Below are 15,688 nucleotides of genomic sequence, written 5' to 3'. Positions count from 1 at the left end.
AGCATCAAGGCACGCAGAGCGATATCGGATTCGCGCAGACCTTCCCCAAACAACGAAGATATTCTATGAGCGAAAATCTCGTCATCGTCGAGTCGCCTGCCAAGGCCAAGACGATCAAGAAATACCTCGGCCCCGGCTACGAAGTCCTGGCCTCCTACGGCCACGTGCGGGATCTCGTGCCCAAAAACGGCGCGGTCGACCCCGACAACGACTTCGCGATGAACTACACGGTCATCGACAAGAACAAAAAGCACGTCGATGCCATCAAGAAGGCGATCAAGAAGGCCGACACCCTGCTGCTGGCCACTGACCCCGACCGCGAAGGCGAGGCCATTTCCTGGCACCTCTACGAGTTGCTCAAGGAGGCCGGCCTGCTCGAGGGGCGCGAGGCCAAGCGCGTGGTGTTCTACGAGATCACCAAGCGCGCCGTGCAGGAGGCCATCGCCAACCCGCGCGGGCTGTCCGAAGACCTGATCGACGCCCAGCAGGCGCGCCGCGCACTCGACTACCTGGTGGGCTTCAACCTCTCGCCGCTGCTGTGGAAGAAGATCAATCCGGGCCTGTCGGCCGGCCGCGTGCAGAGCCCGGCCCTGCGGATGATCGTCGAGCGCGAGCAAGAGATCGAGGCCTTCACGGCGCGCGAATACTGGTCGATTGCCGCCGACTGCCGTACCAAGGATCAACCATTCGCCGCCCGCCTCTACGAGCTCGACGGTAAGAAGGTCGCGCAGTTCACCCTCGAGGACGAGGCCAGCGCCATGTCCGCGCGGGAACGCCTCGAGGCCGCCGCCGGTGGCAAGCTCACCGTCGCCAAGGTCGACCGCCGCGAGCGCAAGCGCCACGCCGCCCCGCCGTTCACCACCTCCACCATGCAACAGGAGGGGGTGCGCAAGCTCGGCCTAACCGCGTCACGCGCCATGCGCACCGCCCAGGAGCTCTACGAGGGCGTCGACATCGGCCAGGGCACCGTGGGCCTGATCACCTACATGCGAACCGACTCGGTCAACCTGTCGAACGATGCCATCGGCGAGATCCGCCATCACATCGGCGAGAGCTACGGCGCCGACTACGTGCCGGAGACCCCCAACCAGTACCGCACCAAGTCGAAGAACGCGCAGGAGGCCCACGAGGCGATTCGCCCGACCTCGATCGCCAACACGCCGGACAAGGTGCGCGCCTTCCTCAACCGCGACCAGTTCCGTCTCTACGAGATGATCTTCAAACGGACGCTGGCCTCGCAGATGAACCCGGCGATCTTCGACCAGGTCTCCGTCGACCTGTCGGCCGGTGACGAGCACAGCTTCCGTGCGACCGGCTCGACCCTGAAGTTCCCGGGCTTTATTGCCGCCTACCGCGAGGACGAGGACGACCAGGCATCCGACAAGGATGACGACCGCCGCCTGCCGCCGCTGGAGGAAGGTCAGCAGATCGAACTCGCCGCGATCAACGCCACCCAGCACTTCACCGAGCCGCCGCCGCGCTTTACCGAGGCGAGCCTGGTCAAGACGCTGGAGCAGTACGGCATCGGTCGCCCGTCGACCTACGCCAGCATCATCTCCACGCTGCGCTCGCGCGAATACGTCGAACTGGAACAGCGCCGCTTCCGCCCCACCGACATGGGCCGGGTGGTCAACGGCTTTCTCACCGAATACTTCCGCGACGTGGTCGACTACGAGTTCACCGCCAAGCTCGAGGACGAGCTCGATGCCGTCTCGCGTGGCGAGATGGACTGGGTGCCGCTGCTGCGCGAATTCTGGGAGCCGTTCGCCAAGCGCATCGAGCACACCCAGCAGAACGTCTCCCGCCAAGAGGCGGCCCAGGGTCGCGAACTCGGCGTCGATCCCAAGAGCGGCAAGCCGGTGGTCGCCCGCCTGGGTCGCTTCGGCCCGTTCGTGCAGATCGGCACCAAGGACGACGAGGAGAAGCCCAAATTCGCCTCGCTTCGCCCGCATCAGAGCATCGCGACGATCACGCTCGACGAGGCCATGGAGCTGTTCAAGCTGCCGCGCAAGCTCGGCGAGACCCCCGAGGGCGAGCCGGTCGAGGCCAATGTCGGCCGCTTCGGCCCCTACGTGAAGTTCGGCAACAAGTTCGCGTCACTGGGCAAGGAAGACGACCCCTACACCGTCGAGCTGCCGCGCGCGCTGGAGCTCATCGAGGTCAAGAAGCTCGCCGAGAAGAACCGCATCATCAATGAGTTCGACGACGGCATCCAAGTGCTCAACGGTCGCTACGGCCCCTACGTGACCGACGGCAACAAGAACGCCAAGATCCCCAAGGACGACGACCCCAAGGCGATCACCCACGAGCTGGCCATCGAGATGATCGCCAAGGCCCCCGAGCGCAAGGGCCGTGGCCGCAAGGCGCCTCCCAAGGCTGCCGCCAAGAAGGCGACGACCACCAAGACCGCGGCCAAGTCGACCACTAAGGCGACGGCCAAGAAGACGGCGAGCAAGACCACAACCAAGAAGGCCCCGGCGAAGAAGGCCCCGGCGAAAAAGACCACGACCAAGAAGGCCACGACCGGTAAGACCGCCGCCAAGAAGAGCGCGCCGAAAAGCGCCTCCGGCGACAAGGCCGAATGAGTATCCCGTCGCCCTTCCGGCTGCGCGAGATCGCCCGTCACCTCGACGGCGGCGGGCTGATCGCCTACCCGACCGAGGCGGTCTTCGGTCTGGGCTGCGCGCCGCTCGACCCGTTCGCGGTGATGCGCCTGCTCGCCCTCAAGCAGCGCGACGTGGGCAAGGGGCTGATCCTGATCGCCGACACGCCGGAGATGCTCCAGCCCTTCGCCGCGGTGGATGCCGAGGAATGGGAGCGCATCGTGGCCGACTGGCCGGCGGCGCGCACCGTGATCGTGCCGGCAGCCGACGGCGTGCCGCCCTGGCTGACCGGCGGGCGCAAGGAGATCGCCCTGCGGGTCCCGGCCCACGAGACCGCTCGCGCGATCAGTCGCGCCTTCGGCGGGCCGATCGTCTCGACCAGCGCCAATATCAGCGGCCGCCCGGCGGCACGTGACACGCTGACGGCGCGGCAGCTGTTCGCCCGTGCCGACGTCCAGATCATCCCGGGCCGCGTCGACCGGCGCGCCCGACCCTCGCAGATCATCCACTGGCCCACCGGGCGGACCATCAGGAGCTGACATGGCGGATACCCAGGCGGACACACGGGCGGACCTTCAGGCCATCCGTGACTACCTCATCGACCTGCAGGACCGGATCGTCGCCGGCCTGGAAGGCCTGGAAGACGGCACGCGCTTTCTGCATGACGACTGGAAGCGTCCGCCCGGCGACCACCTCAACGGCGAGGGCCGCGGCCGCATCCTCGAGGGCGGCTCCACCTTCGAGCGCGCCGGGATCAACTTCTCGCATGTGACCGGCAACAAGCTGCCGCCCTCGGCCACGGCCCACCGGCCGGATCTGGCCGGCGGCTCGTTCGAGGCGATGGGCGTCTCGCTGGTGATCCACCCGCGCAATCCCTATGTGCCCACCTCGCACGCCAACGTGCGCTTCTTCCAGGCACAGAAGGAAGGCGTCGAGCCGGTGTGGTGGTTCGGCGGTGGTTTCGACCTGACGCCCTACTACGGTTTTACCGAGGATGCGGTGCACTGGCACGAGCAGGCCGAGGTGGCCTGCCGACCCTTCGGCGACGACCACTACCCGCGCTTCAAGCAGTGGTGCGACGAGTACTTCTGGCTCAAGCACCGCAACGAGCCACGCGGCGTGGGCGGCCTGTTCTTCGACGACTACGGCGCCGACGGCCAGGTCGACTTCGACACCGCCTTCGGCTTTATGCGCTCGGTGGGCGACCACTACCTGCCGGCCTACCTGCCGGTGGTGGAGAAGCGCAAGGACACGCCCTTTGGTGAGCGCGAGCGCGCATTCCAGGCCTACCGCCGCGGGCGCTACGTGGAGTTCAACCTGGTCTACGACCGCGGCACGCTGTTCGGCCTGCAATCCGGTGGGCGCACCGAGTCGATCCTGATGTCGATGCCGCCGCGCGCCGACTGGCGCTACGACTATCACCCCGAACCGGGCAGCGAGGAGGCGCGTCTCTACGATGAGTTCCTGCGCCCGCGCGACTGGCTGGCCGAACGGTAGGCTGATTGCCGCTCCCACAGAAAAGGGCGAACCACTTGGGTTCGCCCTTTTTTCATTCGGGTGCCTCTGCTCGTTCCAGGACCCGCTGTCAGTCGAGGCGCTCAAGTGCGTGCGCCGAATCCACCGGAATGAACCAGTCCTGGTAGCGGTTACTGTCGTGCACGATCCAGCCGCGTGCCCGCAGTTCCTCGCCTTCCAGCGCCTCGAAATCCCAGCCGGGGAAACGCTCGAGATCGGCCTTGTCGATGCGCACGGCCACCCGGCCCTCGAGGTTGAGCCAGATGTTGCGCCGGCTTTCACCCACCGACTCGACCCGACCGTGGACGATCGCCGCGCCCTGCACCGTTTGCGGAATCCCCGCCGCACTCGGCAGGCCGGGGTCGTAGGCGGACAGCGACCAGATGCCGCGCCCGTCCTGCCGCGCGAGCTTCTCGCGGGCAATAAGGCAATCGGCCAACTCCAGGTTCGGCGCGATGAACACCGCCATCGCCACGCCCTGCTCGAGCAGCAGCGCCTGCACCGAGCGGCCGTCGGGCAGGTAAAGGTAGGACAGCCGGCGACCGTAGCGATCCTCGCCCTCGGTGGCATCGACCACCTGGACACGATTGCTCGACTCGGCCAGCAGCGCGCGCAGGGCCTGCTGCGCCTCGCGGGCCATGGGCTCGTCGGCCGCGCCGTCACGGCCGATCTCGGGGGTATCGATGCCGACCAGGCGCACCCGATCGCCGTTGGCCAGGCGGACGGTATCGCCATCGTTGACGTAACCGACCGTGGCCGATTCGATCGCCAGCTCGGGCGGCGGGGCACAGTCACCCACCGGCCGCCCAGACGGCTCCTCGGCCACACAGCCGCTGGAGACGACCAAGGCGGCAAGCAGCCCGGTCAACACCATCGCGCGCGCACGAAAAAGGGCACCGGGAAGACCCGCGGTGCCCTTTTGCTGCGCCCGGCCGATTGGCAGGAACGTGACCATGTCGGTCTTACTTCTTCTGGCCGTAGCGATTGCGGAACTTGTCCACCTGCTTGGCCATGCTGCCCTCGGAGCGCTTGCCGGTGAAGAACGGGTGGCTCGCGGAGGATACGTCGATCTTGACCAGCGGGTACTCGTTACCGTCTTCCCACTTGATGGTCTCCCTCGACTTCATGGTCGAACGGGTCAGGATGGCGAAATCCGCCGCGACGTCCTGGAACACCACCGGCTGGTAGTTCGGGTGAATGCCTTCTTTCATCTCGATTCTGCCCCTGGTATAGGTTCGAAAGTTGGGTCGGATGCCGCCGGGGCCGCATCTCAGGTTGATCGTCTTCGGGTTTGCCCCTGGCGGGGCCGCCGTTCCACCGCCCCGCACCGGGATTTGGCAATCACCACGGGCGCACGCGGCCGGGACGGCCAAGGCGCGAGATTCTACCCAAACTCCCGGCACGGCACAAGCCACCTGCTTGCTTATTCGGTGCTCGGCGGGAAAGCGTCTAGGGCGTGCGGGCCAACGCCCACACGGAAACGGTGCGCGCGCCGCCCCGACGCAGTGCCGCGGCCAGCGCCTCGGCACTCGCCCCGGTGGTCAGCACGTCGTCGATGATCGCCACCCGAGCGGGCATCGGCCCATCCGCCTCAAAGGCCCCGCGCAGGGCCGCTCGGCGGGCACGTGCCGACAACTCAGTCAATGACCCGGTGTCCCGCACTCGGCGCACACCGCGACGCAGCACCGGCACGCCGGTCGCGCGGGCCACACCGTCAGCCAGCAACCAGGCCTGGTTGAAGCCGCGGCGACGGCGTTGCCTTGGATGCAGCGGCATCGGCACCAGCGCATCCGGTCTCGCCGCATCCAGCTGTTCGACCACGGCCACGAGCAGCGTGGCTTGCAACAGCGGCACGACGCTGAAATCCTGACGATATTTGAGGCGGTGTATCAGCGCGCGCACCGCCGGATCGAGATCGACCGCCGCGATCACGCGCTCGAACGGCGAGGGCCGACCGACACAGGCAGCGCAGGTCTTGGTACCCGCCTTTTCGGTCATGTCGACGGCGAGGCTCAGTCCGCAGGTTCGACAACGTGGCCGACCCAGCCCGGCCCGCCACTCACGGCGGCAGTCCGGGCACAGGCCGTCGGGATCGACGGTATCGAGGCGGCAGAGATGACAGGGCGCGTCCAGCCAGCGCCGCCGTCGCGAGGGCATCCATTCCATGCTAATCTGCATCCCATACGCATATTTAGAGGTCGTTTCATCATGAACCACGATGCTTCCGCCCAGTCACTCAATTCGAAGGATGAACACGTCCCGACCCGCATCTCCGGCAAGTCCGCCCGACGGGCCGCCACGTGGTTCAACTGGGGCAACATCATCGCGATGATCGTGCCGTTGCCGCTGGCGATCTTCTGGTTCGGCCTGTCCATGCTGGTCTACGCGCTGAACAAGCACCACCCCAACCCCAAGGTGGGCCACTACACCCAATGGGCCGCCTATCGATTCTACGGCGTGGCCGGCAGCGCCATGGTGATCGCCGTGTTCGCCCCGCCCAGCCTGACCTTTTACCTGGTCCTCTGGGCGATCGCCTCGGTGATCCTGATTCCCTGGTCGCTTTACGACCTCTACCGGATCAAGCAAGATACTTGGGAAGATTCCTTCACCGAACCACCCGAATCGTTCGAGGATAACTGATTCCCATGACCCGCCCGCGCTGGAGCAAACAACAAGCTCTCGACCTGTTCGCCAAGCCCTTCAACGACCTGCTTTTTCAGGCCCAGACGGTGCACCGCGAGCACTTCGACCCCAACGCGGTCCAGGTCAGCACCCTGCTCTCGATCAAGACCGGCGCCTGCCCGGAAGACTGCAAGTACTGCTCGCAGAGCGCCCGCAATGACACGGGGCTCGAGCGCGAACGCCTACTGCCGCTCGACGAGGTGCGTACCGCCGCCCGCCGGGCGCGCGACAAGGGCGCCTCGCGCTTTTGCATGGGCGCGGCCTGGCGCAACCCCACCGACACCCAGCTCGAGCGCGTCATCGACATGGTGCGTGTGGTCAAGGAGACCGGCATGGAGGCCTGCGTCACGCTCGGCATGCTCAAGCCGCAGCAGGCCACCCGTCTCAAGGAAGCCGGTCTCGACTACTACAACCACAACATCGACACCTCGGCCGAGTTCTACGACCAGGTGATCACCACCCGCTCGATCGACGACCGCCTCGAGACGCTCGATCACGTGCGCGAGGCGGGCATCAACGTCTGCTCCGGCGGCATCCTCGGCATGGGCGAATCGCGCGAGGATCGCGCCTCGTTTTTGACCACGCTGGCCAACCTCGAACGCGCGCCGGAATCCGTGCCGCTGAACATGCTGGTGCGCATCCCCGGCACACCGATGGCCGACGTCCCGGCACTCGACCCGATCGAGTTCATCCGCACCATCGCCGTCGCCCGCGTCCTGATGCCGAGCTCGCACGTGCGCCTGTCCGCCGGCCGCGAGGGCCTGAGCGAGGCAATCCAGGCCTGGTGCTTCTTCGCCGGTGCCAACAGCATCTTCTACGGCGAGAAGCTCCTGACCACCGAGAACGCCGATGCGGCGGCCGACGAAGCCATGTTCGAGAAACTCGGCCTGACCCCGCTGATCCCGGACGGCTGCCAGCTCGACGAGCCGGCCGACAGCAAGCCGGCGTCCGTCTCGGCCTGATTGGCAACGCGACGACGGCAATCACGGGCCGCGACTGACCACCCGGTCGGCCGCGGCCCGTTTCGTTTGGCACCCCATCAACTGAACCCCCATTGTGGGAGGCGGGCGCCGTAGGAGCGGCTTTAGCCGCGATGGGATCGGGTGGCGCCTCAGCATGTCGCGGCTAAAGCCGCTCCTACAGCCACCGTAGGCCGCTATTCGTCACCCCGGTCGACGGCGACCTCCACCTCGTCCGGCGCCAGACAAACCCGGTCATCGCAGGCCTGCAGATCGACGCGCAGGCGCGTCGGCATCTCGCCAATCACGGGCACCCGCAACTCGAGCAACCCCTCAAAGACATCGATCGCCGAGCGAGCGAACTCGGCGCGAAACGGCTTGCCAGGCGGGTAGTCGATCGGTCCGATCTCGCCATCCAGCGCCGTGATCCGCGTCGGCACCAGGAAGTCCTCGCTGGCCGGGTTGGCATTGATGTGAAAGCCCTCGTCGATGGCGAGGCGCACCCCAATGGCCGCACCGCACTCGATCATGCGCGCCTCGACGTCGACGTGATCGCGCGTCTCGCCCGGCCCGCCGGTGGTCTCGGTCGCCTCGGACAGTCGCGCCGCCTCGCGCGTCACCACCTCGGCGCGTGACGGCCGGGCCAGTGCCCCAACCAGAAAGCCCCAGTCGGCCGGCGCGGCATCCACCTCGGCGGCGAACCCCGCCAGCGCGCGCACGGCCCGCTCCTGGCGCGCCGCATCGTCAAGCAACACGCCCAGATCGAGCAGGAACACCACCGCCTGCGAATGCCCCGACGGCGAGGCATCGTCACCCACCAGCGGCGGCGAGAGCGGCAACCCGCCGCCCGATTGCGGCGGGCGTTCGTGCAGTCGCCCCGACTCGTCGAGATAATCGCGCTCGATGGTCGCGGCGATTCGCTGCGCGCGGAACAGCCAGCGGATGTCGTGACTTGACCCGTACAACGCCAGCATCAAGCGACCGGCGGCTGCGTGATCGGAAAGGAACGCCTCGCCGGAGACCCCGCCTGCGTAGGCCTGTCGATACAAGTGCTGCGCGTCGGCATCCCAGAGCGTCGTCCAGAGCCAGTCACCCACCGCCAACGCCTGCTCGTGCCAGTCGCCCCGATCGAGTGGCTGGGCGGCCGCCAACAGCCCCAGGCCGGTCAGGGCGTTGAACTCGGCGACCCGCTTGCGATCGCGCTGCGGCAGACCGCGCGCCTGGCGCGCCTCGAGCAGGGCCGCGTAATCCGCCTCGAATCCGGCGACCGACTCGGCCAGCTCGCCGCCCTCGAACGCCCCGTACGCCCGGCCCACGGCCAGGTTCACCGCGCCGCCCTCGGGCAACTCGTGATCGATCCGGCTTTCCGGCAAGGCAGCCAACTGATGCCAATCGAGGAATGCCTCGGCGTCCTCGCCCAACACCGCGCGGATCTCGTCGGCGGTAAAGACGTAGCTCTTGCCCTCGATACCATCGAGTTCAGCGTTCTCCGCGGTGAAATAGCCACCCTCATCCGCCCGTAGCCGACGCTTGAGATACGCCACGCTGCGCTCGGCGACATCGCCGAACCAGTCCTCGTCCAGCCGCTGCCCGGTCCGGGCGTAGTGGCCGATCAGCTGGGCGTTGTCGATCAGCATCTTCTCGAAATGCGGAATCGCCCACTCGGGATCGACGGTGTAGCGGTGGAACCCGCCGCCGACGTGATCGAACAGCGCGCCGATGCTCATCGCCACCAGCGTCTGGCGCAGCATCTGTTCGGCCGTTGCGGCCTGTTCCTCGTCATCGAGCGCCGAGATCAGCAACGCCAGCCGCGGTGACTGCGGGAAACGGCTCGACTGACCCGGCGGCGCGAAGCCACCCACCAGCGCATCGAACTGGCCTTCCAGCGCCTCGATGGCACGCGCCTGCCAGCCGGCCGGGTCGATGCGCTCCGGCGCCAGGCTGGCGTCCGCCCCCGCCCGCAACGCCTCGGCCGTATGTGCGGCCCGCTCGAGCAGCGGCTCGCGATTCGCCCGCCATTGGTCGGACAGGCGCTCGAGGATCTGCGGGAAGCTCTCGCGACCGGGCAACGGCTCGGGCGGGAAGTAGCTGCCGGCGAAGAACGGCTCGAGCTCCGGCGTGAGAAAGACGTTGTTGGGCCAGCCGCCGCCCTCGCCCAGCGCCCGCGTGGCGGCCATCAGCACGCGGTCGAGGTCGGGGCGCTGCTCGCGGTCGATCTTGATGTTGATGAAGCCTTCGTTCATCGCCGCGGCGATCTCGGGGTCCTCGTAGATCTCGCGCTTGGCGACGTGGCACCAAAAGCAGGTGGAATAGCCCACCGAGACGAAGATCGGCTTGTCCTGCTCGCGGGCCAGCCGCAGCGCCTCTTCATTCCAGGGATACCAATCCACCGGGTTGTCGGCATGGTCGCGCAGGTAATCCGAGGCGGTCTCCGCCAGCCGATTCTCAGCAGACGCCACACCGCCCGCCATGAATCCCAGCAAGACCAGCGGCAGCAAAAGCGTGGGTATTCGACTCATGAGATCAACTCTTTCGAGAGTAGAGTCCGAGAATGGCACAGGCCGGGGCGTAATGCGGCATCGGGCAAGCGGACCGTGCAGTGCTAGGCTTGCCTCTGTCCCAACGATGCAGGAAACCAAATGTTCGAAGCCGCCGAACTGGGCCGCAGCCTCTCCAAGGCCGACTTCAAGGACGCCGAGCCGTCCTTGCGCCTGCAGCTGCTCGACGCCCAGCGCCGGGCGCGGGCCGCCAACCTGCCGGTGCTGCTGCTGATCAACGGCGTGGCCGGTGCCGGCAAGGGCGAGCTGATCAACCACCTGCTCGAGTGGCTGGACTCGCGCGGCGTGCAGACGCACGTCTTTTGGGACGAGACCGACGAGGAAAAGCAGCGCCCGCGCTGGTGGCGCTACTGGCGGGTGATGCCGGCGGGCGGCGAGATCGGCGTGCTGTTCGGTGGCTGGTATCAGCACCTGATCGAGGATGCCCAGCACGGCCGCCTGGAGGAAGACGGCGTCAGCGGCGAGCTCGAGCGCATCCGCGAGACCGAGCACATGCTGATCAACGGCGGCGTGCTGCTGGTGAAGTTCTGGTTTCACCTGCCGGCGCGTGAGCAGGCCCGCCGGGTCAAGGAACGCCGCAAGGATCCCGCCAGCCACTGGCACATGGCGCCGGAAACGGCCAAGGAGGCCAACCACTACGACCAGTTCATCGACATCGCCGCCCGCGTGGTGCGCGAGACGGACACCGGCGAGGCGCCGTGGTTCTTGATCGAGGCCACCGACCCGCACTTCCGCGATCTGACCGCCGGCAAGACCCTGCTGCGCGCCATCGACACCCGCCTGGCCAATGGGGCCGGGGAAAACCCCATCAAGGTCTCGCACTCGCCGGCCCTACCCGAGGCCGACAGCGCCCGGCGCACCATCGTCGACCACGTCCCCGACGACCTCGCGCTGGACAAGGCCGACTACAAGCAACGCAAGGAGTCACTCGACGCCCAACTCAACCGGTTGGGATGGCAGGGATTCGAGGCGCGCCGGCCGGTGGTCGCCCTGTTCGAGGGCTGGGACGCCGCCGGCAAGGGCGGCGCCATCCGCCGGCTCACCGAGGCGCTCGACGCCCGGCTCTACCGCGTGATCCCCATCGCCGCACCCACGGACGAGGAAGACGGCCACCACTACCTGTGGCGCTTCTGGCGACACGTGCCGCGCGACGGTTACTGGAGCATCTTCGACCGATCCTGGTACGGCCGGGTGCTGGTTGAACGGGTCGAGGGGCTCGCCCCCCAGCCCGACTGGGCCCGCGCCTACCACGAGATCAACACCTTCGAGGAGCAGCTCGCCGACCACGGCGTCATCCTGCTCAAGTTCTGGCTCAACATCACGCCCGAGGAGCAGCTAAAACGTTTCGAGGCCCGCCAGCAGACCCCCTACAAGCAGCACAAGATCACCGCCGACGATTGGCGCAATCGGGAAAAATGGGACGACTACAAGGCCGCGATCAACGAGATGGTGATCCGCACCTCCACCGAGTACGCGCCGTGGCACATCATCCCGGCCAACGACAAGCGCTATGCGCGGATCGAGGTGATGCGGATCGCGGCGCAAGCCGTAGAGAACTCGTTGCACGGGGCGAAGGACAAGAAGTAACCCCGCCCCTGGCGCCAACGGTCAACGACACCGCCCGTTTGCGTCGGTCACTGCATCGCTTCCTGGATCTTGCGCTCCATTTCAGGGGTGATCTCGGTGGAACGGGGGGGCAGGTCCACCTCGCCTCGCTCGCCATTTTGATCGATATCTTCCAGGAGCCGCTTCATCAGCTCGATTTCGCGCACCTGCGCCGCGATGATTTCGTCGGCCAGCTCGCGAACGCGCGGATCGCTGATGCTTGCCTTGCGCGAACTGTTGATGGCAATCGAGTGGTGGGGAATCATGGACTTCATGTACTCGGTATCCCCGACCACCGCTTGGCCCCTATTCGTGAACAGCAGTGCCACGGCCACCAATGCGGCCACAACGACCACCGCCACCTTGAGCTTCACGCCTTTGTACATCGGCCACATGAAGGCCAGCATCACGACGGCCATGACGCAGCCCATCAGCAAGGAGGCAATCAGGCGGTTCGTGCTGAACGTGGCGTGGTCCAACGAGAACACGAGCTGATACATCAAGAAAAACATGATGAAGGTCGACGTCGCGATCATCCCCGCAAAGCGTCCCCAACCCATGCCGCTCGTCTGCTTGTTCTGACTCATTACTTGCTCCTCCGTGGCGTATCGCGTGTGACTCCACTCTAGACACGACAAACACTGAGGAGTGCCGCGTTGCCTCCTGAAATCTCCCCGACCACAGGCCTTAAGTACTTGTCCAACCGAGATAGGCCGGCGTTTTGCCGGCACGGAGGACCTGACTGGTGGCCCCACACCGTTAACGACCCGGGCAATCGGACGAGGTAGGGCAACCAACCAACTGTCCCGGTCTTCGAGGGGGTCAATGCAAGGCAGGAGTGGCGCTGCCCCGCATGCGGGGAGGGCCGCAGGTGGCTAGGTAATGCCGTTGTGGGTCCGGCGGAGGGTGATCGAGGAGCCCCTTACCGATCGACGCGGCGGGTGCCTTGCAAAAGCTCATCCACGCTTTTCTGGCCATGGAGGACCGATATGTCCCCGGTCGTTTCCAGGACAACGGCGCGCACCTCGGAAAAATCGAGCACGTTCGCTTCTCGGAGCTTGGCGATCAGATCGCCCTTTGCAACGCGCGTTTCCGCCAGCGCCTCCTCCAAGATCTGGCCGTCGCGCATCAGCACCACCGGCACGTTTTGCACCACTCGGCTGAACGTGGGCGACGCACTGCGCAACCGAGCGGTCGAATATTGCACGACAAACAGCATCGCCATGGCGACAAACGTCTGGGCGAAAGCCGTCCAGCTGGTGGACTGGCTCGCGCCGGCAAGCATGGAGCCAACCGCGATCGTCATCACGAAGTCGAAATTGGTCATTTTCGAGAACGACCGCAGCCCATTGATGCGCACCAGCAGCACGACCCAGGACATGGCCAGCGCGGTCAGGATCACGCCTCGCAGCAGCACGTCCAACATGGGCTCGTTTACGAACATGACGGCGGCCTCCTCGGCAAAGTGAAACGTCTGTCAAACATTAGCACCAGAAACACAAGCAGCCAGCCGATGTTCCAGCCCTTTGGCAGCAGCGACGGCCCGGCCGTCCTCATGGAGGGACGACCTACCCCTCGCCCGGCGGGCAACCTCAGCCCACCGGTGCCGCCTCGATCCAGGCGGTGGCGATGCCGAAATAGATCAGGATGCCGCCGATGTCGGCAATCGAGGTGATCAGCGGGGCCGAGGCCGTGGCCGGGTCGAGGCGGAATCGGGTAAGCAGGAACGGCAGCAACATGCCCACCATGCTGCCGAAGATCACCACCGCGATCATCGACAGCAAAACCACATTGGCCAACATGGTGCCGCCGTAGAACAGCCCGATACCCCAGGCCGCCGCCCCCATGGTCACGCCCAACGCGCTGGCCACGCCCAGTTCCCGCACCCACAGCTTGAGCCAGTCCTTGGGCCCCACGTCCCCGGTGGCCAGGGCACGCACCATCATGGTCGCCCCCTGCGAGCCGGCGTTGCCACCCGAGCCAATGATCAGCGGCAGGAAGAAGGTCAGCACCACCGCCGCCTCCAGCGTCTCCTCGAACTGGGACACCGCCCCGGCGGCGAAGATGGCGACAAACACCAGCAGCAACAGCCAGCCGATGCGTTTCTTGAACAGCTCGAGGATCGAGGCCCCGCGCAGGCTCAGATGCTTTGCGCCCAGGCCGCCGAGCTTGTGGATGTCCTCGGTGGCCTCCTCCTCGACCACGTCCATCACGTCGTCGATGGTCACCATCCCCAGCAGCACCCCAGCGTCGTCGACCACGGGCAGCGCGGTCAGATCGTAATGCTGGATCAGGCGGGCCGCCTCCTCGCGATCCTCGGAGACGACGATGCTCACCGGCTCGTCGCCGAGCAGGGACTCGACCTTCGCCTGCGGGTCGCCCAGCACCAGCGTGCGCAGGCCCGCCCAGCCGAGCAGTCGGCCATGCCCGTCGGTGATGAACAGGACATCCACCGTCTCGCTGCGCCCGCTATGCCCCTGCACGTGCGCCAGTGCATGCGACAAGGTCCAGTCGGGTCGCAACGCGATGAAATCCGGCGTCATCAGCCGGCCGGCACTCTCCGGCGGATAGCCCAGCAGCCGCATCGCCTGCCCGACCCGCTCCGGGCTGAGTCGGCGCACCACCGCCTCGCCCTCCTCCGGCGAAAGGTCCTCGAGCAGCGCGGTGAGGTTGTCCGGGCGCAGGCCCTCGATCAACTCCCGCGCGGTCTCGTCGTCCAGCCGCTCGGTCAGCGCGAATTGAGTCCGCGGCTCGAGAAAACCGAACACCTCGGCCCGCCGCTCGGCCGGCAACAGGTCCAGCACACGGCCCATGCCGTCGCGATCCAGCTCGGCCATCGCCCGGGCGATGTCCTGATCTCGCACCGCGGCCAGGTCGTCGCACAATGATCCGGCGTCGACCTCACCGTGTTCAAAACGCCAAAATGCCTCGGCAAGCTGCTGGATCTTCTCGGACTGGGGCATCGAGGGGCTCCGACTGGGGTTGATGGGCGGGTGGATGTTCGGTTATCGGCTCGGCGATACGGCAAGGGCAATATAACTGCCAGCGGCGGCTTGTTTCGAGTGCGCACCTTCTTGGCGGGCCTCATGGCCAAGGCGCGGCACCACCCAGCCATTGTGGGAGCGGGCCTCGCCCGCGAAGGCCGCGTCAGCGGCCGTTCCCGTTCGAGAAGGCTCGCGTCGCGCACGCGGTCTTGGCGGACATGTGCCTTTGGGCCGCTGGATGGTGTTTCGCGCGCCGGTTAGGCGAGCAGGCAGAGAGTTGCCGCCGTGCCCGGCGCACGAGGGTATTTTCTTGCTTGTCCAAGAAAACACCCGAAAAGAAGGAAACCCCGGCGCCTTGGCCCTTCGGGCCTGATCGCCGCGGATGTGATCCGCGACGATCAGGCTCGCAAACGAGCGATTGCGAACGGGTCGGTTCGACGCGACGTCGTGTCGCGGCGAACCTCGGGCTCGCGTCCATGCGAGCCCGACCCTGCAATCCCTCGCTCGCGAGGCAAGGCACAAGGGGGACTCGACCCTTCGATTAGGCGGAGAGCGTGGCTCCAGAGCCCCAGCTCCCTTGGGGATTTGTGTCACGCCACCCGATGGCCGGGAACCAGCCCCCTTGCGTCCTGCCTCGCGGCAGGTGGGTGGCTCGGGGGCGGGGCGACAGGGACGTCGCTCCGAGGCTCGCCGTGACAGGAAGTCACGTCGAGCCGGCCCCGAAGCCGGCCGCCGGTCGCGAGGCTTCGAGTCCGGACATCGTCCGGGCTCGAAGGCCCGCA

Annotated in this window: 13 protein-coding genes; 6 read left to right on the top strand and 7 right to left on the bottom strand. The window is 66.6% G+C overall.

Translation table 11 applies throughout. The features are described from left to right. Nucleotides 1–65 precede the first annotated feature (65 nt). From ABGV18_RS02805 to hemF, 3 genes are read left to right on the top strand one after another with little or no spacing between them, the layout of a single operon-like run. Complete coding sequence (locus tag ABGV18_RS02805; RefSeq protein ID WP_396584723.1) at nt 66–2,585, top strand: DNA topoisomerase I; 2,520 nt, start codon at nt 66–68, stop codon at nt 2,583–2,585. Beyond that, nucleotides 2,582–3,142, top strand: a complete 561-nt coding sequence (locus ABGV18_RS02800; protein ID WP_396584722.1) for a Sua5/YciO/YrdC/YwlC family protein — start codon at nt 2,582–2,584, stop codon at nt 3,140–3,142. Before ABGV18_RS02805 ends, ABGV18_RS02800 begins: the two co-directional genes overlap by 4 nt. Before the next feature lies 1 nt (nt 3,143). Then, nucleotides 3,144–4,100: an oxygen-dependent coproporphyrinogen oxidase gene (gene hemF / locus ABGV18_RS02795; RefSeq protein ID WP_396584721.1), complete on the top strand. Its 957-nt coding sequence runs from the start codon at nt 3,144–3,146 to the stop codon at nt 4,098–4,100. Between the two features lie 88 nt (nt 4,101–4,188). Here the strand turns inward: hemF and ABGV18_RS02790 are convergent, their stop codons facing one another. The 3 genes from ABGV18_RS02790 to ABGV18_RS02780 form a co-directional block, all read right to left on the bottom strand. Further along, nucleotides 4,189–5,073, bottom strand: a complete 885-nt coding sequence (locus ABGV18_RS02790) for a thermonuclease family protein (RefSeq protein ID WP_396584720.1) — start codon at nt 5,071–5,073, stop codon at nt 4,189–4,191. Nucleotides 5,074–5,080: 7 nt separating this feature from the next. Further along, nucleotides 5,081–5,329: a type B 50S ribosomal protein L31 gene (locus ABGV18_RS02785; protein ID WP_396581930.1), complete on the bottom strand. Its 249-nt coding sequence runs from the start codon at nt 5,327–5,329 to the stop codon at nt 5,081–5,083. A gap of 238 nt (nt 5,330–5,567) precedes the next feature. Beyond that, nucleotides 5,568–6,284: a ComF family protein gene (locus ABGV18_RS02780; protein ID WP_396584719.1), complete on the bottom strand. Its 717-nt coding sequence runs from the start codon at nt 6,282–6,284 to the stop codon at nt 5,568–5,570. A gap of 42 nt (nt 6,285–6,326) precedes the next feature. On the opposite strand from ABGV18_RS02780, the gene ABGV18_RS02775 reads away from it, so the two are divergent. Then, nucleotides 6,327–6,758 (top strand): hypothetical protein, encoded by a 432-nt coding sequence (locus ABGV18_RS02775; protein WP_396584718.1) that lies wholly within the window; start codon nt 6,327–6,329, stop codon nt 6,756–6,758. Nucleotides 6,759–6,763: 5 nt separating this feature from the next. After that, entirely contained in the window at nt 6,764–7,762 is a 999-nt protein-coding gene (gene bioB / locus ABGV18_RS02770; protein WP_396584717.1) for a biotin synthase BioB, read from the top strand. 194 nt (nt 7,763–7,956) lie between these two features. On the opposite strand, the gene ABGV18_RS02765 is transcribed toward bioB, so the two are convergent. Then, nucleotides 7,957–10,278, bottom strand: a complete 2,322-nt coding sequence (locus ABGV18_RS02765) for a DUF255 domain-containing protein (protein ID WP_396584716.1) — start codon at nt 10,276–10,278, stop codon at nt 7,957–7,959. 120 nt (nt 10,279–10,398) lie between these two features. Between ABGV18_RS02765 and pap the strand changes: the two genes are divergently transcribed. After that, nucleotides 10,399–11,904 carry a polyphosphate:AMP phosphotransferase gene (gene pap, locus ABGV18_RS02760; protein ID WP_396584715.1) on the top strand — a complete coding sequence of 502 codons (1,506 nt, stop codon included), beginning with the start codon at nt 10,399–10,401 and terminating at the stop codon, nt 11,902–11,904. Nucleotides 11,905–11,951: 47 nt separating this feature from the next. Here the strand turns inward: pap and ABGV18_RS02755 are convergent, their stop codons facing one another. The 3 genes from ABGV18_RS02755 to mgtE all read right to left on the bottom strand — a co-directional run bounded on the left by ABGV18_RS02755 (nt 11,952) and on the right by mgtE (nt 14,885). Next, complete coding sequence (locus ABGV18_RS02755) at nt 11,952–12,509, bottom strand: DUF305 domain-containing protein (RefSeq protein WP_396584714.1); 558 nt, start codon at nt 12,507–12,509, stop codon at nt 11,952–11,954. 335 nt (nt 12,510–12,844) lie between these two features. After that, complete coding sequence (locus ABGV18_RS02750) at nt 12,845–13,366, bottom strand: YetF domain-containing protein (RefSeq protein ID WP_396584713.1); 522 nt, start codon at nt 13,364–13,366, stop codon at nt 12,845–12,847. A gap of 148 nt (nt 13,367–13,514) precedes the next feature. Then, nucleotides 13,515–14,885 carry a magnesium transporter gene (mgtE, locus tag ABGV18_RS02745; protein WP_396584712.1) on the bottom strand — a complete coding sequence of 457 codons (1,371 nt, stop codon included), beginning with the start codon at nt 14,883–14,885 and terminating at the stop codon, nt 13,515–13,517. Between the last annotated feature and the right edge of the window lie 803 nt (nt 14,886–15,688).

Origin of the sequence: Guyparkeria halopsychrophila (assembly GCF_044582135.1) — a bacterium.
GTDB lineage: Bacteria > Pseudomonadota > Gammaproteobacteria > Halothiobacillales > Halothiobacillaceae > Guyparkeria.
The sequence above is the reverse complement of the archived record's forward strand: the minus strand, read 5'-3'. Positions and strand labels throughout refer to the sequence as shown.

Coding starts and splice junctions, on each gene's coding strand:
- ABGV18_RS02805 (WP_396584723.1), top strand. CDS start 66: ATGAGCGAAAATCTCGTCATCGTCGAGTCGCCTGCCAAGGCCAAGACG.
- ABGV18_RS02750 (WP_396584713.1), bottom strand. CDS start 13,366: ATGTTCGTAAACGAGCCCATGTTGGACGTGCTGCTGCGAGGCGTGATC.
- ABGV18_RS02780 (WP_396584719.1), bottom strand. CDS start 6,284: ATGGAATGGATGCCCTCGCGACGGCGGCGCTGGCTGGACGCGCCCTGT.
- ABGV18_RS02790 (WP_396584720.1), bottom strand. CDS start 5,073: ATGGTCACGTTCCTGCCAATCGGCCGGGCGCAGCAAAAGGGCACCGCG.
- ABGV18_RS02800 (WP_396584722.1), top strand. CDS start 2,582: ATGAGTATCCCGTCGCCCTTCCGGCTGCGCGAGATCGCCCGTCACCTC.
- bioB (WP_396584717.1), top strand. CDS start 6,764: ATGACCCGCCCGCGCTGGAGCAAACAACAAGCTCTCGACCTGTTCGCC.
- ABGV18_RS02765 (WP_396584716.1), bottom strand. CDS start 10,278: ATGAGTCGAATACCCACGCTTTTGCTGCCGCTGGTCTTGCTGGGATTC.
- pap (WP_396584715.1), top strand. CDS start 10,399: ATGTTCGAAGCCGCCGAACTGGGCCGCAGCCTCTCCAAGGCCGACTTC.
- ABGV18_RS02755 (WP_396584714.1), bottom strand. CDS start 12,509: ATGAGTCAGAACAAGCAGACGAGCGGCATGGGTTGGGGACGCTTTGCG.
- ABGV18_RS02785 (WP_396581930.1), bottom strand. CDS start 5,329: ATGAAAGAAGGCATTCACCCGAACTACCAGCCGGTGGTGTTCCAGGAC.
- hemF (WP_396584721.1), top strand. CDS start 3,144: ATGGCGGATACCCAGGCGGACACACGGGCGGACCTTCAGGCCATCCGT.
- mgtE (WP_396584712.1), bottom strand. CDS start 14,885: ATGCCCCAGTCCGAGAAGATCCAGCAGCTTGCCGAGGCATTTTGGCGT.
- ABGV18_RS02775 (WP_396584718.1), top strand. CDS start 6,327: ATGAACCACGATGCTTCCGCCCAGTCACTCAATTCGAAGGATGAACAC.